This window comes from Thermalbibacter longus (assembly GCF_023806485.1).
Lineage (GTDB): Bacteria > Chloroflexota > Chloroflexia > Thermomicrobiales > Thermomicrobiaceae > Thermalbibacter > Thermalbibacter longus.
Genome location: NZ_JAMSLR010000005.1, coordinates 50207 through 75984 on the forward strand (window position 1 = coordinate 50207; position 25778 = coordinate 75984).

General features: G+C 69.5%; 22 protein-coding genes. 16 read left to right on the plus strand and 6 right to left on the minus strand.

The features are described 5' to 3' along the window. The first annotated feature begins 17 nt into the window (after positions 1-17). Positions 18-488, plus strand: a complete 471-nt coding sequence (locus tag NET02_RS08810) for an aminoacyl-tRNA deacylase (RefSeq protein WP_284057028.1) — start codon at positions 18-20, stop codon at positions 486-488. A gap of 300 nt (positions 489-788) precedes the next feature. Continuing rightward, positions 789-2402 carry a molybdopterin-dependent oxidoreductase gene (locus tag NET02_RS08815; RefSeq protein WP_284057029.1) on the plus strand — a complete coding sequence of 538 codons (1614 nt, stop codon included), beginning with the start codon at positions 789-791 and terminating at the stop codon, positions 2400-2402. Positions 2403-2441: 39 nt separating this feature from the next. Here the strand turns inward: NET02_RS08815 and NET02_RS08820 are convergent, their stop codons facing one another. Then, positions 2442-3707: an MFS transporter gene (locus NET02_RS08820; RefSeq protein WP_284057030.1), complete on the minus strand. Its 1266-nt coding sequence runs from the start codon at positions 3705-3707 to the stop codon at positions 2442-2444. Between the two features lie 236 nt (positions 3708-3943). On the opposite strand from NET02_RS08820, the gene NET02_RS08825 reads away from it, so the two are divergent. After that, positions 3944-4723, plus strand: coding sequence for an SDR family NAD(P)-dependent oxidoreductase (locus NET02_RS08825; RefSeq protein WP_284057031.1), 780 nt, complete (start codon positions 3944-3946; stop codon positions 4721-4723). 33 nt (positions 4724-4756) lie between these two features. On the opposite strand, the gene NET02_RS08830 is transcribed toward NET02_RS08825, so the two are convergent. After that, positions 4757-6112: a serine hydrolase domain-containing protein gene (locus tag NET02_RS08830; protein WP_284057032.1), complete on the minus strand. Its 1356-nt coding sequence runs from the start codon at positions 6110-6112 to the stop codon at positions 4757-4759. 326 nt (positions 6113-6438) lie between these two features. Further along, positions 6439-7524, minus strand: coding sequence for a sensor histidine kinase (locus NET02_RS08835; RefSeq protein ID WP_284057033.1), 1086 nt, complete (start codon positions 7522-7524; stop codon positions 6439-6441). Between the two features lie 310 nt (positions 7525-7834). Here NET02_RS08835 and NET02_RS08840 point away from each other — a divergent pair, with 310 nt between their 5' ends. Beyond that, entirely contained in the window at positions 7835-8449 is a 615-nt protein-coding gene (locus NET02_RS08840; RefSeq protein ID WP_284057034.1) for a hypothetical protein, read from the plus strand. 249 nt (positions 8450-8698) lie between these two features. Here NET02_RS08840 and NET02_RS08845 read toward each other — a convergent pair whose 3' ends face one another. Then, entirely contained in the window at positions 8699-8926 is a 228-nt protein-coding gene (locus tag NET02_RS08845; RefSeq protein WP_284057035.1) for a hypothetical protein, read from the minus strand. A 360-nt stretch (positions 8927-9286) separates the two neighbouring features. Here NET02_RS08845 and NET02_RS08850 point away from each other — a divergent pair, with 360 nt between their 5' ends. The 8 genes from NET02_RS08850 to NET02_RS08885 all read left to right on the plus strand — a co-directional run bounded on the left by NET02_RS08850 (position 9287) and on the right by NET02_RS08885 (position 19085). Further along, positions 9287-10441: a hypothetical protein gene (locus NET02_RS08850; RefSeq protein ID WP_284057036.1), complete on the plus strand. Its 1155-nt coding sequence runs from the start codon at positions 9287-9289 to the stop codon at positions 10439-10441. Further along, positions 10438-11721, plus strand: coding sequence for an FTR1 family iron permease (locus NET02_RS08855; RefSeq protein ID WP_284057037.1), 1284 nt, complete (start codon positions 10438-10440; stop codon positions 11719-11721). Before NET02_RS08850 ends, NET02_RS08855 begins: the two co-directional genes overlap by 4 nt. A 28-nt stretch (positions 11722-11749) precedes the next feature. Beyond that, positions 11750-13867, plus strand: a complete 2118-nt coding sequence (locus NET02_RS08860; protein WP_284057038.1) for a hydantoinase/oxoprolinase family protein — start codon at positions 11750-11752, stop codon at positions 13865-13867. A gap of 10 nt (positions 13868-13877) precedes the next feature. Next, entirely contained in the window at positions 13878-14321 is a 444-nt protein-coding gene (locus tag NET02_RS08865) for a hypothetical protein (RefSeq protein WP_284057039.1), read from the plus strand. 218 nt (positions 14322-14539) lie between these two features. After that, a complete protein-coding gene (locus NET02_RS08870) occupies positions 14540-15298 on the plus strand; it encodes a FadR/GntR family transcriptional regulator (RefSeq protein ID WP_284057040.1) in 759 nt (252 codons plus the stop codon). Positions 15299-15496: 198 nt separating this feature from the next. After that, positions 15497-17194, plus strand: coding sequence for an ABC transporter substrate-binding protein (locus NET02_RS08875; protein ID WP_284057041.1), 1698 nt, complete (start codon positions 15497-15499; stop codon positions 17192-17194). A 30-nt stretch (positions 17195-17224) separates the two neighbouring features. Further along, positions 17225-18172 (plus strand): ABC transporter permease, encoded by a 948-nt coding sequence (locus NET02_RS08880; protein WP_284057042.1) that lies wholly within the window; start codon positions 17225-17227, stop codon positions 18170-18172. Further along, positions 18165-19085, plus strand: coding sequence for an ABC transporter permease (locus NET02_RS08885; protein ID WP_284057043.1), 921 nt, complete (start codon positions 18165-18167; stop codon positions 19083-19085). Before NET02_RS08880 ends, NET02_RS08885 begins: the two co-directional genes overlap by 8 nt. Positions 19086-19139: 54 nt before the next feature. Here NET02_RS08885 and NET02_RS08890 read toward each other — a convergent pair whose 3' ends face one another. Both NET02_RS08890 and NET02_RS08895 read right to left on the minus strand, forming a co-directional pair. Next, a complete protein-coding gene (locus tag NET02_RS08890) occupies positions 19140-20918 on the minus strand; it encodes a nitrilase-related carbon-nitrogen hydrolase (RefSeq protein ID WP_284057044.1) in 1779 nt (592 codons plus the stop codon). Between the two features lie 27 nt (positions 20919-20945). Next, complete coding sequence (locus NET02_RS08895) at positions 20946-21776, minus strand: SDR family NAD(P)-dependent oxidoreductase (protein WP_284057045.1); 831 nt, start codon at positions 21774-21776, stop codon at positions 20946-20948. A gap of 218 nt (positions 21777-21994) precedes the next feature. Here NET02_RS08895 and NET02_RS08900 point away from each other — a divergent pair, with 218 nt between their 5' ends. From NET02_RS08900 to NET02_RS08915, 4 genes are all read left to right on the plus strand, one after another. After that, positions 21995-23128 (plus strand): XRE family transcriptional regulator, encoded by a 1134-nt coding sequence (locus NET02_RS08900; RefSeq protein WP_284057046.1) that lies wholly within the window; start codon positions 21995-21997, stop codon positions 23126-23128. A gap of 234 nt (positions 23129-23362) precedes the next feature. Continuing rightward, positions 23363-24133, plus strand: coding sequence for a molybdate ABC transporter substrate-binding protein (gene modA, locus NET02_RS08905; RefSeq protein WP_284057047.1), 771 nt, complete (start codon positions 23363-23365; stop codon positions 24131-24133). A gap of 16 nt (positions 24134-24149) precedes the next feature. Then, positions 24150-24896: a molybdate ABC transporter substrate-binding protein gene (gene modA / locus NET02_RS08910; protein WP_284057048.1), complete on the plus strand. Its 747-nt coding sequence runs from the start codon at positions 24150-24152 to the stop codon at positions 24894-24896. Beyond that, positions 24889-25764, plus strand: coding sequence for an ABC transporter permease (locus NET02_RS08915; RefSeq protein ID WP_284057049.1), 876 nt, complete (start codon positions 24889-24891; stop codon positions 25762-25764). Before modA (NET02_RS08910) ends, NET02_RS08915 begins: the two co-directional genes overlap by 8 nt. Positions 25765-25778 lie beyond the last annotated feature (14 nt).

The window sequence follows — 25778 nt, forward strand, 5'->3', positions numbered from 1 at the left end:
TTCCAGGAGGTGGCGCCATGCGATGCAAGGACCGCCTGGAGGCCTACCTGCGGGAGCAGGGAGTGCCCTTCCAGACCCAGCACCATCCTATCGCCTTCACCGCGCAGGAGGTCGCCGCCAGCGAGCACGTCCCCGGCCGGCTGGTGGTCAAAGTCGTCATGGTCGTGGCCGACGGCAAGCCGGTGATGCTGGCCCTGCGGGCGACCGACCGCGTGGACCTGCGCAAGCTGGCGGCGGTGCTCGGCGTGACGGAGGTTCGGCTGGCCGAGGAGCGGGAGTTCGGCGCGCTGTTCCCCGATTGCGAGCTCGGCGCGATGCCCCCGTTCGGCAACCTGTACGGCGTGCCGGTCTACGTCGATACCGCCCTGGCCGAAGACGAGACGATCTTCTTCCAGGCCGGTACGCACACGGACACCATGAGCCTGAAATACGCGGACTTCAACTGGCTCGTCCGGCCGGCGGTCGCCGACTTCGCCGAGCGGATCTAACCGGCGTGTTTGTGGACCGTCGGAACCCAGGAGCGCAAGCTCACCGGACGACGCAGCAAGAGCGAGCGCCGCTCGCCAGTGAGCAGCCCGGCAATCCTCGGCATACTCCCCGGCCCGCGGCGCCGCCTGCCGGCGGACCACGCTGCACATCGTGGCGTCCCAAAGAGGAGCGTTCTCCCTGATAGACCAGGCCATTCTCCACCCCAGGCTACTTCGAGGCCCGGCGTTCCGGGCAATCCGCAGAGATCACCCAGCCGTAGGCTGTAGTAAGGATGGCGATTAAGCGGCAGGACAACCACCGTGCGACGATCGATCCTCACCGGGGCGCTGGCCGGCCTCTGGCTCGGCTTGCCCTTCATCGCCCTCTCGCTGCTGGCTGAGCGGCTGGCCGGCCTGCGGCCGCTGCCGACCAGCATCTTCGACCTGCTGGCCCGGCAGTTGCCCGGCGGCCTGGTCACCGCCGGCATCGAGCTGATGGTTCGCGTGCTCCAGGGGCTCCAGCTCGGGCGGACCGACGTCCTGGCCAAGCGGCTGGAGCTGGGGCTGGCCTACCTGCTGGCCTTCGGCACGCTGGCGATCCTGGGAGCGCTGTACGGCGCCCTGGCCGGCCGGCTCGCCGGCTCGACGCTGCGGCGAGGTCTCACGATCGGCCTCGCGCTCTGGGCACTGGCCTGGCTGGTCGACCTCGCCGCGCGCTGGGGCGCCGTCGGCCCGCTCGACGGGCTGCTCTCGTCCTTCCTGCTCAGCGCCGGCTGGGGCGTGGCGCTCGCCTGGGTCCACGAGCAGGCGATGGCCCTGGCCGGTCTGCCGCATGCCGAAGCACCGGCAGACGCGAGCCGGCGCGCCTTCCTGGCACGTGCCGGCGGCGCGGCCCTCGCGCTCGCAGTCGCCGGCCTGGCGCTCGACCGGCTCCTGGCGGGCCTCGGGCGTGCGGAGCAGGCGACGGGGGCGCTCCCCACCCCCTCGGCGCAGCCGACTCCGAGGTCCTCCAGTCCGCGGCCAGTGCCCACGCCGGGCTACGTCGCGGCAGAGGCGTTCGAGCCGACGCCGGGCACGCGGCCCGAGCTGACCCCGCTCGACCAGTTCTACCGGATCGATATCAACCTGAGCCCGCCCCGCGTCGATGTCGCTCAGTGGCGGCTCGCGGTCGACGGGCTGGTCGCGCAGCCGCTGTCCCTCACGTACCAGGAACTGCTCGCCATGCCGTCCCACGAGCTGTACGCCACGCTCGAATGTATCTCCAACGAGGTCGGCGGAGATCTGATCAGCACCACCCGGTTCACCGGCGTGCGGCTGGCCGACGTGCTGAACCGGGCGGGGCTTCAGCCCGGTGCCGTCGAGGTCCGCTTCACCTGCGCCGACGGCTACACCGAGTCGCTGCCGGTCGACTCCGCGCTCGACCCGAACACGCTGCTCTGCTTCGCGATGGACGGCCAGCAGCTCCCCGAAGAGCACGGGTTCCCGATCCGGCTGTTCACCCCGAACCGCTACGGGATGAAGAACCCGAAGTGGATCACGCGGATCGAGGCCATCGGCAAGCCGTACGATGGCTTCTGGGAGCAGCGAGGTTGGAGCAAGGAGGCGTGGGTCAAGACCACCTCGGTGATCGACGCGGCGCAGGAGGGCGGGCCGGCGCGGCTGGTAGTGGGAGGGATCGCCTACGCCGGCGCGCGCGGTATCGCTCTCGTCGAGGTGCGGCTGGACGACGGCGAGTGGGTGCCGGCCGAGCTGAAGGAGCCGCTCTCACCCTTTACCTGGGTGCTCTGGCGCATCGAGCTGGACGCTCCGCCCGGCGAGTACCGGCTGACCGTGCGGGCCGTCGATGGCCTGGGCGAGCTGCAGGCCGAAGAGCAGACCGATCCCCACCCCGATGGTGCGAGCGGGTATCACCGCCGTCGCGTCGAGATCAGTTGATTCGGACAAAACGGGTACGGCTCGCCGTGCCACTCGACGCTAGGCGAGCTCGCCCGGTGCGATCACCGGCGCGCGCAGGCCATCGGTACCGATCCGCAACGACAGCGCGGCGGCCAGGAAGCCGAGCACCGCTGCGGAGACGAACGCGAGGTGGTAATCGCCTAGGGTATCGCGGAAAAAGCCGCCAGCGTAGGCGGCCAGCGCCGCGCCGACCATGTGGGAGAAGAAGATCCATCCGTAGAGCGTGCCCACCGAGGCCCGGCCATAGATCGCTGCGGTCAGGTTCGCCGTCGGCGGCACGGTCGCGATCCAGTCCAGCCCGTAGACGATGGCGAAGAGGAAGAGCTGTGGCACCTCGAGCACGAGCGGCAGCGCCGCGATCGAGAGGGCGCGAAACGTGTAGTAGGTCGCCAGCAGCTTGCGGTTGTCGAAGCGGTCGGTCAGCCAGCCGGAGAGCAGCGTACCGACGACGTTCATCGCGCCCATCAGTGCCACGGCGTTGGCGGCCGTGACCTCGGTGAAGCCGTGCTCGACCGCGTGCGGGATCAGGTGGGTGCCGATCAGCCCATTGGTCGTGTAGCCGCAGATGAAGAAGCTGCCAGCCAGTAGCCAGAAGTCGCGCGTACGGAGAGCGGCTCGCAGTGGGGTGCGCCGGATCTCCTCGGCACGCTCGGCAGCCGGCTGTTCCGCCCCTCCGTCGCCGAACGGGCGGAGACCGACGTCCGCCGGGCGGTTCCTCATCAGGAGGGCGATCGGCAGCAGCAGTGCCGCGCAGGCAGCCGCTAGCATCCCGATCGCGCTGCGCCAACCCCCGGTCGCCGTGAGCGTCACCAAGAGCGGCAGAAAGACGAGCTGGCCGGCGGAGGTGGCCGCGCCGAAGAGGCCGATGATCGCTCCCCGGTGCTTCCTGAACCAGCGGATCGCCACGGTCGCGCCCAGCGCGCCGCTCACTGCCCCGGTGCCGGCGCCGGCGACCAGCCCCCAGAAGAGGTGCATCTGCCAGAGGTCGTGCATCGCCAAGAGCGGGGCCAGCCCAGCGGCAGTCAACGCCACGCCGCCCAGCATGACCAGGCGTGGGCCGAAGCGGTCGATCAGCGAGCCAGCCAGCGGCGCGGCCAGGCCGTAGGCCAGGATGCTGAGAGCGACGGCCAGGGAGATCTCGGCGCGGCTCCAGCCGAACTCGGCCTCCAGCGGCTTGATCAGCACGCCAGGGGCCGCGCGCACCCCCGCTCCGACCAGCAGGGTGAGTGCCGTCACCGCGACGACGATCCACGCATAGTGCAGTTGCGTGACTCGAGACGACATGACCACCGGCTCGACGCTCGCTCTCCGTCCTGGTGCGGTGCCGTGACACCGCTGACCGTGATAACGCGCTCTGCCCGGCAGTTAATCCCGCCGCTCGCCGGAGGACGATGCGGCGCACGGTGCGGCGATAGCCAGGAGCGGCGTGGCCCGCGAGGCTTGGCCCTGGCTCGGGACTCAGCTAGGATACCGGCGTGCGCGGGCAACAAGGGTGAATGGTACCGAGAGGGAGGCGGGCGATGGCTGAACCCCGGGCACTGCTCGACATGCGGGTCGATGGCAAAGTCGCGCTCGTCACCGGCGCGAGCACCGGCCTCGGCCGGGCGACGGCGCTGGCGCTGGCGGAGGCCGGGGCCGACCTCGTCGTCACTAGCCGGAGCAAGGAGCGCCTGCGCGAGGTCTGCGCCGAGATCGAGGCGCGCGGGCGACGGGCCGTGCCGCTCGGCGTGGACGTGCGAGACGTGGCAGCGGTGCGGCGCATGGCCGAGGAGGCACACGCCGCCTTCGGCCGCATCGATATCCTGGTCAACAACGCCGGGCTCAATATCCCCCAGTGGGCAGTCGACGTGACGGAAGATGCCTGGGATACGATCATGGACACCAACGCTAAGGGCCTCTTCTTCTGTTGCCAGGCGGTCGGCAAGTTCATGATCGAGCAGCGCTACGGCCGTATCGTCAACATCGGCTCGGACATGAGCCTGGTTGGCTGGATCCAGCGCGCCGCCTACTGCGCTAGCAAGGCGGCGGTCGCCCTCCTCACCAAGGTGCTCGCCATCGAATGGGCGCAGTACGGGATCACCGTCAACTGCATCGCGCCGACCTTCGTCGAGACGCCGCTCACTCGCCCGATGTTCGAGACGATCCCCGGCTTCCGCGAGCAGGTGTTGCGCAACATCCCCCTCGGCCGGCTGGGCCGGCCGGAGGAGGTGGCAGCGGCTGTCGTCTTCCTGGCCTCCGACGCGGCCGCGCTGATCACTGGCGTCACCCTGCCCGTCGACGGCGGCTGGACGGCCTGGTAGCCGCCGGGCCGCGCCCACCGTCGCGGTCTCGCCTCACCCCATCACTCGCTCGGCCAGGCGGCCGAAGGCCCGGATCCAGCGCGGGCACTCGGCGCCCTCCTCGGACAGGAAGTCGACCCGGTTCGGCACTGCGACCGGTAGCCCGCTCACGAACACGTTCCGGCCTACTGGTCGGAGGAAGAGCGGGGACAGCCGCTGCTCGCGCGGCCGGCGACTGAGCCCGCCGGTCTGCACCACGTCGAGCCAGAGCCCGCCGGCGGCCGGGCGTACCGTCAGCCGGGCCAGCGGGTAGCTGTACTCGCCAGCGAAGCGGGCCAGCTCGGCTTCGCTCAGGGTCACCAGGGGCGGCGGAGTCGGGCGTAGCCCGAACTCCTCGGCCAGGAGCCAGCTCTCGACTTCCAGGTAGGCCGCGCTGCCGTCATCGTGGTTCGTCAGGCTGGCGATCGCCGCTCGGCGCTCCGGCAGCAGCGTCAAGTGTGCCTGGGAGCCGTTCGTCGAGCCGCCGTGGCCGACGACCCGCGTGCCGCCCAGCGACCAGAGCGCCCAGCCGAGCCCGTAGTGGTCGGCCCAGTTCGCCGCTGGCGTCTGCGGCTCCTGCATCAGCGCGATGCTCGCTGCAGAGACCGGCGAGCGCTCGGGCCGCGCGAGGCCCAGGTGGAAGGCGGCGAAGGCGAGCAGATCGTCGACCGTCGCGGTGATGCCGCCGGCCGGGTGCACGCTCCGCGGTAGCGGGAAGTCGCGGACGACCTCCGGCTGGCCGTCGTCTCCCGCGCGGTGACCGACGGCGAGCGGGTAGCCGATGATGTCGTGAGCGAAGAAGAACGCGCGCTCGAGGCCGAGCGGCTCGAAGAGCAGCTCCCGCATGGCGCTCTCGAACGGCTGGCCGGTCAGGACTTCGATGACCCGCCCGGCGAGCGAGAAGCCGCTGTTGCAGTAGCTCCAGCACCGGCCGAGGGGGTGAACCTGTGGGATCTGGTGGAGGTCGGCGACATAGCGCGCGAGCGCGTCGTCGCCGAGGCCGTAGTCCTGGAAGTGGTCGCCGAGGATGCCGCTGGTGTGGGTGAGCAGGTGGCGCATGGTGAGCCGCTGCTGGGTCTCGGGATCGCTGAGGCGCAGATCGGGCAGGTAGCTAGTCACTGGCTCGTCGAGGTCGAGCCGGCCCTCCTCGACCAGGCGCATCGCCAGGGTAGCCAGGAAGACCTTGGTGATCGAGCCGATCTGGAAGAGCGTGTCGCGCCGAACCGGGCAGCCGGTCTCGACGCTGGCTACCCCGTACGCGTGCACGACTCGCTCCGCGTCCCCACGCAACACCCCGATGACCATCCCGGGGACGCCGTGTCGCTGACAGGCCTGCTCCACGACCCGCGCGAGCTGCTGACTGCCGTTCACCGCCTCACACCTCCGCCGGCAGGGCTCTCGTATCCGTCTCGTGCATCATCGCCGGTAGCTCGGTACCAGGCAAGGGAAGCGTGACAGTGGGGTGTTCGGTACAGCCGCCGCCCGGCCCGAGCCGGCAGTCCTCCTCCGGATGCGCCGCTCGGCGCTGCGGTTCGATGAGCGCCCGTGGGCGTGTGAGACTCCGTCACGCGGCCATGCCGCCGGGGCTCTCTGAGCGGCACGCTAGCGCGGGTGACAGCACGGGCGCCGCCGCACTGGGAAGAGGCGCTCGTCGAGAAGGGTGGGGCAGGCTCGGGTACTGCGCTCGAGTTCGGGCGTCAAGCGAGCGGGATGAGGACGGTGGCACGGCTCACGTCGTCGCCGACGCTCTCCACCGCCAGGCTGGCTCCCAATCGCTCCAGCCGGGCCTGGAATCCCTCGTCCAGCGAGAGGTCTGCAAGCCGCGGGCGCTGGCCCACGCCGGGGCCCTGCGCCTCCACGCGCGCCGTCACCTGCGCCGGCTCGTAGCGCAGGTCGACGCTTACCCGTCGCGCGCGCTCGTCGGACGCGGCGGTACCGGCCAGTTCCTGCAGCAGGCGGTACAGTGCCAGCCGCGCTGCCTCCGGCAGCTCGTCGCCCTCTGGCCCGGTCAGGTCGACCTGAATGTCGTAGAGCCGGGCCAGTTCGGTGAGGTAGCGGCGCAACGTCGCGGTGACGCCGAGTTCGTCCAGAACCGCCGGGCGCAGCTCGTAGAGCATCCGGCGGAGGTCGAGCAGGGCGCGCGCCGCCGTTGTCCGCAGGCTGTTCAGTCCCTCCCCGAGCTGTTCCGGTCGCCGCACCAGCAACTGCTCGCAGATCTCCAGCTCCAGCAGCACGTTGCTCAGCGCCTGTGCTGGCCCTTCCACCAATTGCCGTCCCACTCGACCTCGCTCTGCCTCCTCGGCCAGGATCAGCTCCTCCAGGGGAATGCTCACCAGTTCGGCCGTGTCGGGCCGCTGCAGTGCTCGAGTACGCCCCTCGCTGCTGCGGGCACGCTCGGCCTCGTGCTCCAGTTGCGCCTCGGCCAGTTCCAGCAGTTCACGCAGCCGTTCCTGGTAGCGGCGCAGGCTCTCCTGTCGCTCCTGGAGCTGCTCAGCCTGGCTGCGCATCATGAACAGGCGCAGCGTCACCTCCTGAGCCGAGCGATAGGCATCCCGGATCTCGGCACGCGGGTACGCCTCCAGGTTCGCGTCCACCTCGCGCAGCCGGTTGGTGAGCTGGATCTCGCGCTGGTGCAGCCGCTCGACCTCAGTATTGGTCTGATTGAGCAGGAGCTCGATTTCCTGGAGCGAGCGGCCGGTCTCGGCCAGCTCGGCCCGGCAGCCATCGACGATCTGGCGGAGCCGCTCGGTGAACTCACGGGTCTGTGGCTTGGGCAAGGGCATGGCGCTGTCCCCTCCGGCTGTCGCTGACGCTGGCAAGACGATAGCGAGAAAGGGTAGGTAACGCAATGGTACCGCCGTCCTGATCGGGGGCGGTGCCGGGCGCGATCTGAAAGGATTCTCCCCCACCAGCCAGCAGATGTCCACCGGGGTCTCTGCTCGACATGCATCCCCCACTGGATGCGAGCCGGCGTGGTCCGAGCGTTGCGGGGCATGCCCCGGTCACCCCGGCACCGTCGCTTGACACAGAGGCACCCATGCGCTATAGTTAGAACAGATGTTCGTATCTGGTGATCGAAGCTCGAGGAGCACGATGATGGTGGACAAGGGTGAGCGGGCCGGGTTCGATCCGGGCAAGTACCTAACCAAGGTCAACGGCCACGACTACCTGGAGGTGAAGTGGCGGCTGCTGTGGTTCCGCACTGAGCACCCCGACGGCGAGATCGAGACTGAGCTGGTCGAGCACCGCAACGGCGTCGCGGTCTTTCGCGCGCGCGTGCGCATCCCGGGCGGAGGCTCAGCGACCGGCTGGGGCAGCGAGACGCTCGACGACTTCCACGACTATCTGGAAAAGGCGGAGACCAAGGCGCTCGGGCGCGCGCTGGCTGCGCTGGGCTATGGCACGCAGTTCTGCCCGGACTTCGAGTTCGGTGCCACCGATCGCCGGGTGGTCGACTCACCGATCGATCTCACCCGCGTGTCCGGCCGGCGTGGAGCCGAAGTGACGGCGACGCCGCGGCAGATCGGTTTCCTGCGCGCGATTGCCCGCGAGGCCGGCCTCTCCGATGAGGATCTCGACGCTCGAGCGCGCGAGCTGTTCGGCCGCCCGATCGAGGAACTCGGGCGCCGCGACGCATCGCAGCTCATCGATCAACTGCGGCAGCGCCGCGACACCGTGATCGAGGAATCGCAGGCGCAGGTGAGCTAGACCCGCGTAGTACCCGGGAGCCGGTTCAGTCCCGGTTCCCTGAAGAGGCACACATGCCCCCTCCCTCCCCACGCGCAGCCGGCTGTGATCCCCTCCCCACAGCCGGCTGCCCCTTCTCCCGTGTCGTTCGTACAGGAACCTCAGCAGCGCTGAGCGCATGAGAGGCGTCATCCTCACCCGCACGTCATGCGGGATCCGGATGCCAGGCCACCGCGCGAGCTCCGGAATAGGGCAGTGCGGGGCGAGAGGCTACCAGAGTAGAGTCACGAGGACGACGATGCCTGCGATGAGGACAACGACCGCGCCGGCGAGCAGCAGGAGCGCTCGCCGCACGGCGCGGTCGAAGCTGTCCGACGGTACTCGTTTCGCGTGGGAGGCCGCTCGCTCTGAAAGATCGCGCGCCGCGCTCGTGGCCATCCGCGCCTCCTCGTCCATGCTCCACTCGTTCGATTTTCCGGTTTGCGTCCACTCGCTCACGGCTCTATCCTCCCACTCCAGAGCCACCGGATGGTGAACGTTACGTGAAGCCTCGGACAAGCGATGCCGGCAGGCGTGGCGCTGCAGGAGTCCCTTCCGACCAGCGCGGCCCGCTGGCCCGCGTCATGGAGGTTCGTTCCAGGCCGCCGGCCGATCGCTGCTCAGGACGAATTTCCGGCGGGTGGCTTGACAGGCTGGCGACAGGTCGCTATCCTAAACCCGACTAATATAGTCGGGATTGTGCAGTGCGTGACGCACGCGATTATAGGCCAATCTATACAGGCGCGCCTGCCGAAGTCAAGCGTTCCAGTGTCCGGTCCGCACGCGGAGCGGGCCTGCGCTGAGGGAGGGAGTGAGAGCGTGCTGCGTGCCGGGCAGTGCCTGCTCAGGCCAGTGACCCACAGCATCGTTGCGGCTGTCCTCGTCCTGTTGCTCAGCTCGTGCGGAGGCGAACCGTCGCCATCGGGTTCACCAGTCGATACTCCGGCAGCCGCGCCGTCGACGCCGGCGGCATCGGTGGCTCCATCCCCGGCTACCACGCCGGCAGCCGCTGTCGACGAGGAGGCGCTCGAACTGGTCAGCGCGCTCGCGCAGATCTGGGGGCACCTGGAGGCGAGCGCGGCGAGCATCGAGGCCGGGGATTGGGCCTATGCCGAAGCCCATGCTGGCCATCCGGTCGCCGAGTATTGGGAGCAGGTCGAGGGCCCGCTCGACGAGCAGGGGCTCGCGCAGCCGTTGCGCGAGGCGCTGGATCGCTACCTGCAGGCGGTCGAGAGCCAGGCGAGCGACTACCAGCAAGCCCTCCAGGCGGCGGTTTCGCGGACTCGTGAGACGATGGAGACTGTCGCCGGCGACGACTGGAATAATCCGGCTTTCCGGGCGGAGCTCATCCGCCACCTCCTGGAGTCCGTCGAGCACGAGTACAGCGAAGCGGTTCAGGACGGGCAACTCGCCGAGCTCGTGGAGTACCAGGATGCCTGGGGGTTCTTCACCGTCGCCCGGCAGCTCTACCCGGACATCGCGCAGCAGGTGCAGACCGGCTCGAGCGAGGCTGCTGAGGAGATCGAGCACGAGCTCGCTGAGCTCGATCGGATCTTCGGCTCCTTCATCGTCCAACCTGGCCAGGCGCCGGCCTCGCCCGAAGAGGTCGACGAAGCCGTCGGCGAGGTGCGGGCCGAGCTAGCCAAGGCGCTCCAGCTCGCCACTGCCGAGCCGAAGGGCCCGGCCGAGACGGTCGCCGAGATCAAGGAGATGATGCGGCAGGCGCTCGATGCCTACGCCCGGGGTGAGCAGGACGAGGCCTACGATCTGGCAGCAGACGCCTATCTGGAAGGGTTCGAGACGATCGAGGGCGACCTGATCCAGCGAGGCGAGCGGGAATTCGTCGAAGAGGTGGAGATCCAGTTCAAGGAGCTCCGTGACGGGATCCGCGAGGGGCGCTCGCAGGAGGAGCTTCAGGCGCTCGTCGACGAGATCAGCGGCAAACTCGACCAGGCGTTGGAGGTTCTGCAATGACGATCGCTGGCCTCGCGCCCGGCAGGCAGGGTGGGGTGCCGCGGTGCCTGCTGGCCCTGTTCGCGGTGGCAGTGCTCCTCGTGCTCCTCGGCGGGGTGGCCCCGCCGGCCGCGCGGGCCGCGGAGCCGCAGGTGGACGTGCAGCGGGAGCTGGCCGCGATCCGAGCACTGATGCAGCAGAGCCAGGACGCCTATCGCGCCGGTGACGCCGAGACGGCCCTGCGGCTGGCTCGCCAGGCGTATCTCGACCACTTCGAGCTCGTCGAGATCCCGCTGCGCGTTATCGACCCGAACTTCACGCTCGAGATGGAATACCGGTTCGCCGAGTGGCGCAACCAGATCGAAGCCGGCGCGCCCGCTGCCGAGGTCGACGTGACCGTCCAGGAGCTCGAGCGCGGTCTCGACGAGGTCGAGGCACTCTTCGAGGGGCCGGGCCTGGTCGCCCCGACGCTGGTGACAGTTGCTTCCTTCTCGATCCTCTTCCGCGAGGGCATCGAGGTCATCCTGGTTCTCGCCGCCATCCTGGGGTACATCCAGACCCAAAACCCGAGGCTGCGACGCCCGTTGTGGTGGGGCGCCGGACTCGCCGTCCCGGCTAGCGTCCTGACCTGGTTCGTCTTGAACTGGGTGCTGCGCGTGGCGCCGATCGGCCGCGAGGTGATCGAGGCGCTGGTCTCCCTCTTCGCCGTCGCGTTGATGTTCTACATCAGCTTCTGGCTGCTCCGTCGTCTCGATGTCCGCCGGTGGATGGAGTTCCTACGGGCGAAGGTCTGGGATGCGGTGGCCGTCGGCAACACCGGTGCCGTGGCGGCGCTCGGCTTCGTCTCGGTCTACCGTGAAGGGGCGGAGACGGCGCTCTTCTACCAGGCGCTCCTGCTGATCGCCCAGCGTCTGGAGCTGTGGGTCTTGCTCGGCATCGGTCTGGCGATCCTGGCCTTGAGTGTCATCGGCTGGGCGATCATCGCCCTCGGGGCCCGGCTGCCGCTGCGGGCCTTTCTGGGGATCGCCGTGGCCGTTATCATGCTGCTCTCGGTCGGGCTGCTCGGCAACGCCGTGTGGGAGCTGCAACAGATCGGGGTGATCCCGATGACGTTGCTGGATGACTCGTTCCCGCGCTTCAACCGGTTCCTGGCCGACCTGCTCGGGCTGCATGCCACCCTAGAGACGGTGGTAGCGCAGAGTGTGCTTCTGCTGGTCTACCTGGCGGCCTGGCTCTATGCGTTCTGGTGGCAGCCGGGCGGGGCAGGAACCTGGCGACGCCAGGGAACAGGAGCTCGGTGACCTGGAAAACCGTGCGAGTGAGGCGGTCGTGGGTATCAGAGTCGGCATCGACGTCGGGGGCACATTTACCAAGGCGGTCGCGATCGAGAGCGTCTCGGGCGCTCTCGTCGGCAAGGTGACCGTGCCGACCACGCACCACGCGGCTGAAGGGGTCGCGCGCGGCCTGGTCGAAGCGTTCAAGTCCCTCTTGCAGCGGACCGGGATCGATGTCGAACGCATCGAGTTGGTCGTGCTGAGCACGACACAAGCGGTTAACGCCCTGCTAGAGGGCGATGTCGCCCCGGTCGGCGTCGTCGGCATCGGGCCGGAGGCGAACCGCAAGGAAGCGTTCCGGCGGACGCGGATCGACTCGGTTCAGTTGACGCCCGAGCGCCGCCTGCCGGTCTTCCACGCCTTTCTGGAGGTCGAGGAGCTCAGCGAGGAGCGGATCGCCGATACCCTGCGGGCCCTCGTGGCACGTGGGGCGCGGGCGATAGCGGTGAGCGCGGCGTACGGCGTGGAAGACCCTGCGCCGGAGCGAGCGGTTCTGGAGGTAGCGACGGGCCTCGGCCTCCCGGCGACTGCCGGCCATGAGATGAGCGGGCTCTACGGCCTGGAGGTGCGCACGCTCACCGCCGCTGTCAACGCCAGCATCCTGCCGCGCATGGCCGAGACGACCCGGTGGGTCGAGCAGAGCCTGGCGGAGAGCGGCCTCCAGGTACCCCTGATGATCATGCACGGTGACCTAGCGGTCAGCCCGCTGGAAGAGGCGCGCCGGCTGGCCGCTTCCACGATCCTGTCCGGCCCGGCCGCCAGCGTCGCCGGCGCCTTGCTCTACCACAAGCTGCTCGACGGGCTCTTCATGGAGGTCGGCGGCACCAGCACGAACGTCGGCGTCATCCGCCAGGGGCGACCGGTCATGAAGTACGTGCGCATCATGGATCACCCGACCTGCCTGCGCTCGGTCGATGTCCGCGTCGCCGGGGTGGCGGGTGGCAGCCTGGTGCGCCTGAGAGGCCGCAAGCTGGCAGGCGTCGGGCCTCGCAGCGCCCATATCGCTGGCCTGCCGTATCCCTGCTTCGTCCCCCCGGAGATGCTCTCGAACCTCCGGCTGGTGACGCTGGCCCCGCGCCCGGGCGACCCGGAGGACTACGCGGCCCTTGAGGACGACGAGGGGCGGCGCTATGCCGTCACGCTGACCGATGCCGCGAATGCCCTCGGACTGGTGCCTGAGGGAGACTACGCGCGTGGCTATCAGGAGTCAGCTCGGCGAGCCATCGCGCCGCTCGGCGAGCGACTCGGTCTGCCGGTCGAGCGGGCTGCGCAGCTCATCATCGACCAGGCTGCCAGAGAGGTCGAGCCGCTCCTCCGCGACCTGGTGCGGGAATATCACCTGCGCCGGCCCGTGCTGCTGGGGCTCGGTGGTGGCGCAGCGGTGCTGGTGCCGGCGCTCGCTCGTCGCCTGGGGGTCGACTACCAGATCGTCCCGCACGCGGAGGTGATCTCCTCGATCGGCGTCGCGCTCGCGCCGATCAGCGTGGAGGTAGAGCGAAGCTTCAACCCGACTGAGCCCGCGAAGTTACTGGAATGGGTGCGCGAGCTGGAGCAAGTGGCCATCCGCTACGGGGCCGATCCCCAGACCGTGCAGGTCACCGTCGAACCGATCCCCGAGCGCGCGGCCGTTCGCCTGCGGGCAGCCGGGAGCTGCCGGGGTACTGCCGGCAGTCGCCTCGGCACCGTCGATGCCGCCACGGCCCGCTCGCTGGCCGCCCAGGCGCTCGGAGTACGGCCGGAGACGCTAGACCTGGCCTTCGACAATGGGTTCTATCGGGTCTTCCAGGCAGAGGCCGGATGGGGCTTCGGGCCCTTCCGCCGCCGGTGCCGGCTCGCGGTGATCGACCGCGAGGGCGCGGTGCGCTTCGTCGCCGACGATGGCACCTATCTGAGCGGCGAGCCGCAGGAACTCGAGCAGAAACTCCGCGAACTCGGCCACGCCCACGCGCGCTGGTATGCCGTGCGCCCGAACCTGCTGGTCGTCCAGGGCCCGCGCTGCCTCAATCTGCCTGACTGGGGGCCACACCGGTTCGACCTGAGCGCGCTCGGTTTGGATGGAGCGGCCAGAGAGCAGATCGCTGTCCTGGCCGGCATGAGCCTCGCTCGTCGGTGAGCTGCTAGCGATGGTGGTTTACCGCCCGAAGCGTCGCTTCCCGCTCTGGGCTAAGGGAGCGATCGTGCTGGCCGCGCTTCTCCTGCTGGCCGGCGCCGGGCTGTGGGTCAGATCCGCGACCAGGCCATCGGCCGAGGAGCGGCTCGCGCAGGCGGTCGCCTCTATGATGGCCCAGCTCGACGTCCTCAGGATCTCGCACTACACGCCGGATGTCGTGCGCGATGGCCAGGTGGTGATGCAGACCGAATACCAGGCCGCGCTGGCAGATATCGAGCGCGTGCGCGGCGAGTGGCAGTCCGTGCGTGGGGAAGTGCCGGAGCCGGAGCGCGCGCAGGTCGACCGCGCGATCGAGGAGCTGCGCATGCTCATCGAGGCGCGGCGCCCGCCGGCGGAGGTCGACCAGCGCGCAAGCGAGCTTATCGAACTCCTTCGTGGCTTGCGCGTACATCCCTGAGAGCTTCCCGCACCCCGGCAAGTCTTCATCCGACACCGGCGCGTGGTGACATGACCCTGCCCGCAGAGAAGCGCCCCTTGCTCGCTCAGGATGGCACAGGCGACGCCGAGCACGCGGATCTGGCTCAGCGGGCGGAAGGCGCTTGACAGGGAGGCCACGCGCTGCTAGAGTGTAGGCGTTCCAATGGTTGGACCATCGAACCAGTGAGGCATTCGGCATTGGATCGCCCGACCGGCCTTCAGCCTATTGCCCGCTCGCGGATTTCGCATCAGGCGGTTATCCAGCTCTGGCGGCTCATCCGGGATGGCTACTGGAGTCCCGGTGAGCGGCTGCCGCCGGAGAGAGAGCTCGCCGAGCAACTCCAGGTGAGTCGCGGGTCGTTGCGGGAGGCACTTCGCATTCTCGAGGTGGCGGGCGTGGTCGAGTCCCGTCAGGGGGACGGAACCTTCGTCCGTGAGGGGCCTGGACTTGGGCTGCTCTCGCCGCTGGCCGTGATCTTCGGCGCCAGTGGTGACCTCGTCGGTGATCTCCTGGAGGTCCGGATGATCGTCGAGCCTCAGATCGCGGCGCGAGCGGCTGTCCGAGCGACGGCGGACGAGATTGCCGAGATGAACGCGGCAGTCGCCGCGATGGCCTCGCTGCTGGACCGGGAAGGCGTGGCGCTGGAGGCGCTCGAGCATGACCGGGCGTTTCACCGCGCGGTCGCCCGTGCGTCGCACAACGAGGTGGCGGTGCGGGTGATCGAGCTGATCAACCAGACGCTCCAGGAGGTGCGCCGGCACTTCGTCGCCTCGACCGAACGCCTGCGGCGCGCGCATGAGCGACACCTGGAGATCCTGGCGGCGATCGAGGCACATGACGCCCCAGGGGCGAGCGCAGCGATGACCCGGCACCTGACTGAGATCGAGGGCTACATTCTGAGCGAGGCGCTGGGCAATCAGGGCGACGCTACAGCCACCGGGGAAGGAGGACGCTAGAGAGACGCTGCCCACCGCTCTGCGCGCGAAGGGCAAAGGGGTGCGCACGGCACAGGAGACCTGGCTGGACAGTCCGGGCAGTGGCCAGGGATTCAGAGCATCGCGCGAGCCTGGGATGGAGGAACTGGAGGCTGGTGGAGTAACCGCCTTCCTTAGGGGATGGGACGGAGGTAGAGGCGAGCGAGGAGGAGGTCAGCCATGAAGCGTCTCGACTGGCGTGTCTTGAGCGGTCCACGGGTCTCCCGGCGCACCTTGATGCAGATGGCGATGGCGACCGGAGCGTTCGGCTTTGCGCAGTGGCTGAGCGCGTGCGCGGGCGGTGAGGCGACGCCGACGGCCGCTCCGGCTGCCGGTGCCACGCCTCAGGCAGCGCAGCCGACGCCGGGTGGCACCACGCCGGCAACTGCTGCCACGCCGGCGGGGGAGGCGCGACGCGGGGGTACGCTTCGGCTCGGCTATGGCATCGGGCAGATCCTCACCCTCGACCCGGCTCAGGTGACCCAGGGGATCGTTGCCGGGGAACTGGTCGCGAACATCTTCTCCAGCCTGGTGCAGTTCGACCAGCAGCTCGACCTGGTACCGGACCTCGCCGAGGACTGGGAGGTCAGCCAGGACGGCACGGAGTACACCTTCCACCTGCGAGACGGGCTGAAGTTCCACAACGGCGATCCGCTCCTGGCGCAGGATTTCATCTACACCTACGAGCGCACCACCAACCCCGACTTCGCGTCGCCGCACGCGAACAAGCTCAACCTCGTCACCTCGATAACGGCGCCAGACGAGCTCACGCTGGTGATCAAGCTGAGCGAGCCGTACGCGCCGTTCCTGGCCACCGCCTGCAGCCGGGGTCCTGGGCGTGCGCTTACCCCGATCTCCAAGCGCGCGATCGATGAGATGGGCGACGAGCAGTTCGGTTTGACACCGGTGGGCTGTGGGCCGTTCATGGTGGTGCCGGAGTCGGTCGAAGTGGGCCGCGGCTTCCGGATGGTCGCCTTCGAGGACTGGTACGGGGGCCGGCCGCTGCTCGACGAGATCGTGGTGCAGATCATCCCGGAGCCGTCCAGCCGGATCAGCGCCCTGGAGGCCGGCGACGTCGACATGCTCGACATCGTGCCGGCGAGTGGTGTCGAGCAGATCAGAGCGAACGACCAGATCACGATGGTCGAGGCACCGGGAACGAATTGGATCGGCCTGACGATGAACTACACGCGGCCGCCCTGGGATAACCTGGATGCCCGCATGGCGGTCTCGAAGGCGATCAACCGGCAGGAGTTCATCGACAAGGCCCTCTTCGGCCTGGCCGTCCCGAGCATCGGGGCCATCGCGCCGGCCTTCGGCTGGGTGTACGTGCCGCCGGAAGAATGGGGCGAGAACCCGCAGGGCTACAACCTGGAGGAGGCCAAAGCCCTGGCCGAGAAGGCGGGCCTTCGCGGCACCTCGGTGAAGATCCTCTCGAGTGCGCAGGATCCCAGACCAGAGGAAGTCCTCCGGACGATGCTCCAGGAGATCGGGCTCGACGTGCAGATCGAGCAGCTTCAGGACGCGGCTTACAACGAGCGCTGGGAGGCCGGCGACTACGACATGAATATCAACGGCAGCGTCGTGGATGCCGACCCGGACGACGGCCACTGGAACTTCTTCCACTCGCAGGGGCCGTGGAACACCTACGGCTACAACAATCCTCGGGTAGATGAGCTGCTGGAGGGGACACGCCGGACGAACAACCAGGACGAGCGCCGGGAGATGTGGCACGAGATCCAGCGCATCCTGCAGCAGGACGTGGCGTACGCATTCCTCTATCACACGCCGGACCGGACGGCGTTCTACACCTACGTCAAGGGCTACGTCGCGATCCCGGAGATGCGGTACCTGGAGACAGTCTGGCTCGACAAGTAGCAGGAAGGAGCGCGAGAGCGGGGAGAGCTCATGACGCAGTACATCGTGCGTCGCCTGATCCACTCGGTCTTTATCGTCTGGGGCTGTGCCACGCTGGTCTTCTTCATGATCCGGCTCATCCCCGGCGATCCGGTGCTCCAGATGCTCGGCCCGGAGTACACGCCGGAGGCGGCTGAGGCACTGCGGCACAAGCTCGGCCTCGACCAGCCCATCTACGTGCAGTACCTGAAATGGTTCTCCAGCGTGCTGCGCGGCGATCTCGGCGATTCCATCGCTACTGGCGAGACCGTGGTGGGGGCGATCAAGACGGGGTTCCCCAAGACGCTGAGCATAACCGTGCTCTCGTTCCTGATCGCGCTGGCGATCGCGCTGCCGGCCGGGATCGTGGCGGCGCTCAGGCGCAACTCGGTGATCGACTACCTGGTCAGCATCCTGGCATTCGCCGGAGTGAGCATGCCCGGGTTCTGGTTCGGGATCATCCTGATCATCCTGTTCGCCGTGCAGCTCCGCTGGCTCCCAGCGGTGGGTTACGCCTCGCTCACCCAAGACGGATTCTGGCCCTGGCTCTCTCACCTGCTCCTGCCCAGCCTGGCGGTCGGCACTGGCTACGCCGCCATCCTGATGCGCTTCGTCCGCGCTGGGCTGCTCGAGGTGCTCGGCATGGACTACGTCCGGACCGCCCGGGCGAAGGGCCTAGCAGAGTGGACGGTGATCGCGCGCCATGCGCTGCGCAACGCGCTGATCCCGGTGGTGACCGTCGCTGGCATCCAGCTCGCGCTGCTCCTGAGCGGGACGGTGGTGATCGAGACCGTCTTCTCCATCCGGGGCCTGGGCCGGATCCTGGTGGGCGCGATCTTCGACAAGGACTACCCGATCGTCCAGGGGGTCATCCTGCTCATCGCGGTCATCTTCGTGATGGCGAACTTGATCGTGGACATCATCTACACGTTCTTGGATCCGAGGATTCGCTATGGCTAGGGAGCCTGGCGTCGTACCGGCACAGGTTGCGCACGACCGGCTGGCGGCGCTGGCCGAGCAGCGCCGGGTCGCCGCCGGCAGCCGGTTCTGGCGGCGCCTGCGCGCGGAGCGCAAGGCGATGCTCGGGCTGCTCCTCGTCGGCGTGCTGGCCCTGCTGGCGGTGTTCGGGCCTGCCATCGCTCCCTACCACCCCGATGCCGATGACTTCGGGCTCTTCCAGCCGCCGAGCCTGAGCCACCCGATGGGAACCGACTCGTTCGGGCGGGATCTCCTGAGCCGGATGATCGTGGGAACACGGATCTCGTTCACCATCGGCATCCTGGCAGCGCTCAGCGCGATGGTGACCGGCGTGCTCCTGGGGCTGCTGGCCGGCTTCTACGGTCGCTGGGTCGACAGCCTCATCATGCGCTTCATCGACCTGCTCTGGGCGTTCCCAGTCATCGTGCTGACCGTTGGGATGGTCGCCATCTTCGGCGCTGGTGCCCGCAATGTCGTCATCGCGATCGCTTTGGCGTACCTCGATGACTTCGCCCGGGTAGTGCGGGCCGAGGTGCTGCGGCTGCGCGAGGAGGACTTCACGCTGGCAGCCCGCGCCGTGGGCGCTGGTAACCTGCGTATCATGTTCCGGCATATCCTGCCTAACACCGCCGCGCCGATCATCGTCCAGACCACGTTTGCCGTCGGGCTCGGCATCCTGGCCGAGTCGGGCCTCACCTTCCTGGGCCTCGGCGTCGATCCCTCGACGCCGACCTGGGGTTTGGCTCTCAACGAAGGGCGCGACTTCGTGCGCCAGGCCTGGTGGATCAGCGTCTTTCCCGGTCTCGCCATCATGCTGACCGTCCTCAGCCTCAACCTGTTCGGCGATGGCCTGCGCGACGCGCTCGACGTGCGTACGGTGAGCGAGGCAGAGTGAGACCCTGCCGCGGCCCGGCCGATCCGGACGGGGGCGCAGCAAGGGAGCAGCCGGTCAGAGGGCGGGCGGCTCGGCGACCTGCAGCAGGTCGTACAGGTGGGGCTGGCGCATCTTGAGGTAGTCCTTGGCCCGCACGGCGCAGGTGGGGTACTCGCTCTCCAGGTTGGTGGTGTCCATCTCTCGCACCACCACGCCGCTCTCATCCGGGCCGAGTACGAGTTCGCCGGCTCGGAAGGCCGGGGTGGGGCCGCATACCGCGCTGTGCCCGATGCCGAGCGGCACAGGGAGGCTGGCGAAGGCCAGGTAGCAGTTGCTCTCGATCGCCCGCACGCGCGCCAGGTGGAAATGAACCGGATCCTCGCCGGTCACCGCTGGCGGCTCCAGTGGCACGGCGGTAGGTCCTAGCCTGCGGACCGGCGGCAGCCTGGGGCCGGCCGGGACGGCCAGCAGGTCGCAGCCCGCGAGCGCCAGCGCCCGGACGATCTCGGGGAAGCAGAGGTCGCTCCCGAGCAGCAACCCGACGCGCCCCAGGGGCAGGTCGACGACCGGCGGGCGGCTCCGCCCAGCGACGCACCAGTCGCGCTCCGGCCCGATCGGGTGCGCCTTGCGGTAGCGGGCGCGCTCCCCCTCGGGGCCGACCAGGACGGCGGTGGAGTAGATCTCATCCCCCACTCGCTCCAGCAGCCCAGCGACGATGTGCAGCCGACGCCGCGCGGCCAGATCGATCAGCTCGGCGACCGGCCCGGAGCAGTCGGCCAGCGCCCAGCGCCTGGCCTGCTCGCGGAAGGCCGGGGGGCCGGTGAGCGCGTACTCCGGGAAAACGACTAGCTCGACCTCCGCCGGCAGCCCCTCGATGACTCCAGCGATTGCCCGCAGGTTGGCGACCGGGTCGCCGGGCGCCGGCGCGAGCTGGGCGACCGCGACCGTCGAGCGGCGGCCCGGCGGGAGCGGGCGGTGACCGTACAGCCCATGGAACCGGAGCGGGTTCCAGAGGTAAGCGTTGAGCGTCAGGGTGTCGTAGAGGTCGGGACGGCGGGCGTGCAGCTTGTCGGGCGGCCCGCCGGGGCGGAACGACTTCTCGCGCGCCCGGGCCAGCGAGACCTCGCCCAGCACGACGCCGTCGCCAGTGTCGAGCATGGCCTGGATCGAGCCGTCCGGATCCAGCACCGCCGAGCCGCCGGAGAACTGGACGCCGCGCTCGCAGCCGTAGCGGTTGGCGGCGATCAGGTAGCAGCCGTTCTCGAAGGCGCGCGCCATCCAGGCGGCCGAGGGGCTCTTTTCCTCGAGCCAGTTCGTGGGGAAGCAGAGCACGTCGGCGCCCTGGAGCGCCAGCAGCCGGGCCGGCTCGAAGTAGTCGGCGTCCATGCAGATCAGGATCCCGAGCCGGCCGAGCGGCGTGTGCCAGACCGGCAGGCCGAGGTCACCGTCCTTGGCCCACTTCGGCTCGCTGATGTAGCTGTGCGTCTTGCGATAGACGCCGACGAGCCCCGCGGGGCCGACCAGCGCCGCGCTGTTGTAGAAGATGCCGGTCTCCGACGCTACCTCCGGCATGCCGACCACGACGTAGCAGCCGCGCTCGCGGGCCACCTGCGCGAAGCGCTCGGTCGTCGGGCCAGGGATCGGCTCGACGTGCGGCCGGATCTCCTCGCGGTCGTACCAGCAGTAGCCGGTGGTCGCCATCTCCGGCGTCACGATCAGCCGGGCGCCCTGGCGCGCCGCCTCGTCGACCAGCCCCAGCAGGCGGCGGATGTTCTCCTCTTTCTCTCCGAACTCGGGCTCGAACTGGATGGCGGCGACGGCGTATCGTTCGAGCGGCGCGTGACCTCCAGTCATGAGCTCCTCCGCTCCCTCGCAGCCAGATCACCACATCCGGTGCCCACCGCCGGCATGCAGGAGTTGGCCGGTGAGCCAGCGGGCCTGCTCCGAGGCTAGGAACACGACCACGTCGGCCACGTCCTCCGGCCGGCCTACCCGCCCCAGCGGGGCCTCCTCCCGGATCCGCTCTTCCAGCTCCGGCGCGATCCAGCCGGTCTGGATCGGCCCCGGCGAGACGACGTTGACCGTGATCCCGTGGCGGCCCAGCTCGGCCGCGGCGGCCCGACTGTAGGACTCCAGCGCGTGCTTGCTGGCTCCGTAGGAGACCTCCCCTGGGAAGCCGGGCGATCCGCCGGTGCTGACGTTGACGATACGCCCCCAGCGCGCCCCGCGGGCGATGTGTCGATGCGCGAACTCGGCCATCAACAGGGCGACGGCCCGACTGTTCACCGCGAAGCTGCGGTCGTGGCTTTCTGCCGTCACCGGGGGCAGTGAACCGGACGGCCAAAGCTGCTCCCGCTGCGCGGGCTCTGGCAGGAACGTGTCCGGTTCCCAGTGGGCGGCGTTGTTCACCAGGATCTCGACCGGGCCGAAGGCGGCCTCGGCGCGGTCGAACAGGGACGGGACGGTTGCCGGGTCGGCGAGGTCAGCTTCGAGCGCCTCGGCCCGGCCGCCAGCGGTGCGGATGGCCTGCACCACCGCGTCGGCGCCAGCGGCGTGAGCGGCGTGGCGACCGATCCCCTCTGCTGGAAGGCGGAGATAGTGGATCAGGACAGCGACGCCCTGCGCGGCGAGCGCCTGGGCCACCGCGGCGCCGATGCCGTGGTTGGCGCCGGTCACGATCGCTACCTTGCCCTCCAGCCCCGGGTCGATCATCGATGCCTCTCCTTCGCTCGACGGCGCCATCCTACCGCGCCTCGGCGTCACGCGCGAGGTCAGCTCGGGCGCTGAGGCCGCTGCGGGCCTGCGCCAGCACGCCGCGCAGGTGCGGCCGAGCAGCGTTGGGATCACTGGGTGTCGAACATTGTTGACATCATGTCGCCCATCGGTTACGATGCTATCCAGAGGATAGTGACCGGGTCTTCGGAGGCACGATGGGTCGCCGGGCCGAAACCCTACCGCTCCAGGTGCGCGTGCGCGAGCGTCGCCTCGCGCTCGGCCTCAGCCAGCAGGAGCTGGCCGGCCGTGCCGGGCTGAGCCGCCAGGCGCTCATCGGTATCGAGGCCGGTCGCCTCGTCCCCAGCGTCGCGGTCGCGCTCCGCCTCGCCCGGGCGCTACGCTGCCGCGTCGATGACCTCTTCGCGCTGCCCGACGTTCACCCCACGGTCGAGGCCGAACTGGGGGGCGGGGTGCCTGCGTCGCTCGAGCCTCCCTTCCGCGTCTGGCTAGCCCGGGTCGGGCCGCGCCTGCTGGCTTGGCCGCTGGCCGGCGCCGCGAGCGACGAGCAGGCCGACGGCATCGCGCGCGAGCGGCGGGGTGAGCGCCGCCTCGTTGTCGAGCTCGTCAGCGACCCCGCCGAGCTCGAGCGCTCGCTGGTAATCGCCGGCTGTGACCCGGCGCTCGCCGTGCTCGGAGCCCATCTCCGCCGCGCTGGCCGCGCCGTACGGGTCGTCTGGCTGCCGCAGAGCAGTCTGCAGGCGCTCCGGGCGTTGGCCCGCGGCGAGGTGCATATCGCCGGCACCCATCTCTGGGATCCGGCGACCTCGGAGTACAACCTGCCGGCCGTGCGCCGCGAGCTGGCCGGGCGCCCCGTCGCCGTCGTCACGCTGTCTCGATGGGCCGAGGGGCTGTTGCTCGCTCCGGGCAACCCGAAGGGGATCCGCGAGCTCGGTGACCTGGCCCGGCCGGACGTGCGCATCGTCAACCGCGAGACCGGCTCCGGCAGCCGGCTGGTCTTCGACGAACTGCTGCGCCGCGCTGGGGTGGAGCCGGCCGCGCTGAGCGGCTACGAGCGCGAGGTGCGCGGGCACCGCGCGCTGGCCGAGGTCATCGCCAGCGGCCTGGCCGACGCCGGGCCGGGCGTCTGGCCAGTCGCCCGCAGCTACGGGCTCGACTTCCTGCCGCTGATGGAGGAGCGCTACGACCTCGTCATCCCGGCCGAGCTGCTCGACCTGCCCGCCGTGCGCGACCTGCTGGAGCTGGCCACCTCGCTGCCGTTCCGGCGGGAGCTCGAAGCGGGCGGCTACGACGTGGCGAGTGCCGGCACGGTCGTCGCGCGGATCGAGTGAGTGACGGAGCGAATGACGAGGGATCGGGCAGGGAGGGTATTGATGGCTCTGCGGTGCTCGTCTCGCGTGCGTCCTCGGGGAGGCAATCTCTGGGGCATTCTGGTCGTGGTGGCCTTCGCGCTCGCCACAGCCTGTGGTGGCCAGGCTGGATCCCCCACAGCGGCAACCGGCGGACCTCCGAGTCCGCCGGCGATGACAAGTGCCAGTCCTTCACCGACGGCGACTCCGTCGCCGATGGCTCCCGCCTCCCCGACGCCGCAGCCGACGCCGACTGCCGAGCCGGTCTCCGGCGAAGTCGTCGTCTTCGCCGCCGCCTCGCTCGCCGATGCGTTCCAGGAGATCGCTCAGGAGTTCCAGGCGATGTACCCGGGCACGACGGTAACCTTCAACTTCGCTGGCTCCTCGGCGCTGCGCACCCAGCTCGCGCAGGGGGCGAAGGCGGACGTGTTCGCCTCTGCCGACGAGAAGAACATGCGCGGGGCGCAGGAAGACGGCACCGTCGCCGAGGAGCCGCGCGTCTTCGTCCGTAACACCCCGGTCGTGGTCGTCCCGGCAGATAACCCGGCCGGTATCGCCGGGTTCGCAGACCTGGCGAAGCCGGGCGTCCGGCTCGTCCTCGAGGCGAAGGACGTGCCGATCGGCAACTATGCCCGGCAGATCCTGGCGAAGGCGAGCGAGGATCCCGCGTATGGTGGCGACTTCGCCGACCGCGTGCTCGCCAACGTGGTCTCCGAGGAGACGAACGTCAAGGCCGCGCTGACCAAGGTCGCCCTCGGCGAGGCGGACGCGACGTTCGTCTACGTCTCGGACGTGACGCCGGACGTGCGGGAAAAGGTGCGCGTCGTCGAGGTGCCCGAGCAGTTCAACGTCGTGGCCGAGTACTACATCGCGACGACGAAGGAGGCGCCGAACGCGGCCGGTGGACGGGCGTTCATCGACTTCGTGCTGTCGCCGGAAGGGCAGGCGATCCTGGAGAAGTGGGGCTTCACGCCGGTTGAACGGTGATCGAGGAGGCGTCACGATGACCGCGACCCAGCTCAGGCTCCTCTTTCCCGGCGCCTTCCGGGAGATCGCCGAGACGATCCGCACCGCCTTCGCCCGGGAAGCACCGGGCATCGAGTTGACCTTTCATCCGTTCCTTCCCTCGGGGATGCTGGCTCAGGCTGTCCTCGAAGGAACTGAGGTCGATATCGTCGTCTCGGCAAACTGGGCGTTCATGGACTGGCTCCGCGAGGTCGGCATCGTCCCAGAGCCGCGGGTGTTCGCTGGAAACCGCCTCTGCGTCATCGCGCTGCCGGACGCGCGCCCGCCGGTGACCGGCGTCGATTCCCTCGCGCAGCCGGGCCTGCGCCTCGTCGTGTCACAGCCGATCACCGATCCCTGTGGACAGTACGTCCGCGCGTTCTTTGCCCGCGCGGGGATCGTCGAGGCGATGCGGGAGAAGGCCCGGCGTGGCGAGCTCGTACATACGCGTGGCTCGGCCGACTTGCCGGCAGCGCTCTTCGATGGCCGGGCCGATGCCGGCATCCTCTACCTGTCAGAGGCACGACGCCTCGCCGGTCGCCTGCGCGTCATCGCCTTGCCGGAAGGGCTCGATCTTCACGATCAGATCCGCTTCACGGCGGGGACGGTCGCGCGAGGCGGCTCTCAAAAGCCAGAAGCGGAGCGGTTCCTGAGGTTCTTGACGGGTGATCCCGGGCAGATGCTGCTCGAGGCTGCGGGTTTCTTGCCGCTTGCGAGGCTGTCCGGAGGGGTCGAGGATGGCTGAGCGACCTGCCACTGCCCGGACGGCGCAGCAGACCGTCGCGAGCCATGAGCGGCTGTCTCGACCGCCAGCCCGCCCGAGCCGGCCTGTGCCATTCGCCCGGGTGCCGGCAGTTCTCCTCTTGCTCTACCTCGCCGTGCCCCTGCTGGCGCTGCTCTGGCGCGGGACGGGCCCGGCGACGCTGCGGGCGCTCGGCGACCCGCTGGTCGTCTCGGCGATCCGCCTGACGCTGCTCACCACCGGGCTCGTCCTCCTCCTCGCCGTGCTCACCGGCACGCCGCTCGCCTACTGGCTGGCGCGCTCCAGCTTCCGTGGCAAGCAACTGGTGGAGACGCTGGTCGAGCTGCCGATCGCCCTGCCGCCGGTGATCGCCGGCGTCGCGCTGCTGATGGCGTTCGGCCGGCGCGGGGTGTTCGGCCCGGCCCTCGAGGTGTTCGGTATCGCCCTGCCCTTCACCACCGCCGCGGTGGTGCTGGCCCAGCTCTTCGTCGCCGTGCCCTTCTACGTGCGGGGAGCGGCGCTCGGCTTCCGGGCCGTGCCGCGCGAGCTGGAGGAAGCCGCGGCCGTCGACGGCGCGACCGGGTGGGAGGCGTTCCGGCGGATCACACTGCCGCTGGCGTTCCCGGGCCTGCTCTCCGGGCTGCTGCTTTGCGGCACCCGCGCGGCGGCCGAGTTCGGCGCCACCCTGCTCTTCGCCGGCAACCTGCCCGGGCGTACGCAGACGATGACCCTCGCCATCATGACGGCGATGGAGACGGACGTCAGCCGGGCGCTGGCCTTGGCCGTGCTCCTGATGCTCGTCTCGCTCGCCATCCTCCTCGGTGTGCGCGCGCTGCTCGGCGGCCGCGACGAGCTGGCGATGAGTGGATAGCCGGAGGGGCAGGC

Excerpts from the sequence above, each read along its gene's own strand:
- NET02_RS08810 (WP_284057028.1), top strand. The coding sequence starts at position 18 with ATGCGATGCAAGGACCGCCTGGAGGCCTACCTGCGGGAGCAGGGAGTG.
- NET02_RS08820 (WP_284057030.1), bottom strand. The coding sequence starts at position 3,707 with ATGTCGTCTCGAGTCACGCAACTGCACTATGCGTGGATCGTCGTCGCG.
- NET02_RS08825 (WP_284057031.1), top strand. The coding sequence starts at position 3,944 with ATGGCTGAACCCCGGGCACTGCTCGACATGCGGGTCGATGGCAAAGTC.
- NET02_RS08835 (WP_284057033.1), bottom strand. The coding sequence starts at position 7,524 with ATGCCCTTGCCCAAGCCACAGACCCGTGAGTTCACCGAGCGGCTCCGC.
- NET02_RS08840 (WP_284057034.1), top strand. The coding sequence starts at position 7,835 with ATGATGGTGGACAAGGGTGAGCGGGCCGGGTTCGATCCGGGCAAGTAC.
- NET02_RS08855 (WP_284057037.1), top strand. The coding sequence starts at position 10,438 with ATGACGATCGCTGGCCTCGCGCCCGGCAGGCAGGGTGGGGTGCCGCGG.
- NET02_RS08865 (WP_284057039.1), top strand. The coding sequence starts at position 13,878 with ATGGTGGTTTACCGCCCGAAGCGTCGCTTCCCGCTCTGGGCTAAGGGA.
- NET02_RS08875 (WP_284057041.1), top strand. The coding sequence starts at position 15,497 with ATGAAGCGTCTCGACTGGCGTGTCTTGAGCGGTCCACGGGTCTCCCGG.
- NET02_RS08880 (WP_284057042.1), top strand. The coding sequence starts at position 17,225 with ATGACGCAGTACATCGTGCGTCGCCTGATCCACTCGGTCTTTATCGTC.
- NET02_RS08885 (WP_284057043.1), top strand. The coding sequence starts at position 18,165 with ATGGCTAGGGAGCCTGGCGTCGTACCGGCACAGGTTGCGCACGACCGG.
- NET02_RS08890 (WP_284057044.1), bottom strand. The coding sequence starts at position 20,918 with ATGACTGGAGGTCACGCGCCGCTCGAACGATACGCCGTCGCCGCCATC.
- NET02_RS08895 (WP_284057045.1), bottom strand. The coding sequence starts at position 21,776 with ATGATCGACCCGGGGCTGGAGGGCAAGGTAGCGATCGTGACCGGCGCC.
- NET02_RS08900 (WP_284057046.1), top strand. The coding sequence starts at position 21,995 with ATGGGTCGCCGGGCCGAAACCCTACCGCTCCAGGTGCGCGTGCGCGAG.
- modA (WP_284057047.1), top strand. The coding sequence starts at position 23,363 with ATGGCTCCCGCCTCCCCGACGCCGCAGCCGACGCCGACTGCCGAGCCG.
- modA (WP_284057048.1), top strand. The coding sequence starts at position 24,150 with ATGACCGCGACCCAGCTCAGGCTCCTCTTTCCCGGCGCCTTCCGGGAG.
- NET02_RS08915 (WP_284057049.1), top strand. The coding sequence starts at position 24,889 with ATGGCTGAGCGACCTGCCACTGCCCGGACGGCGCAGCAGACCGTCGCG.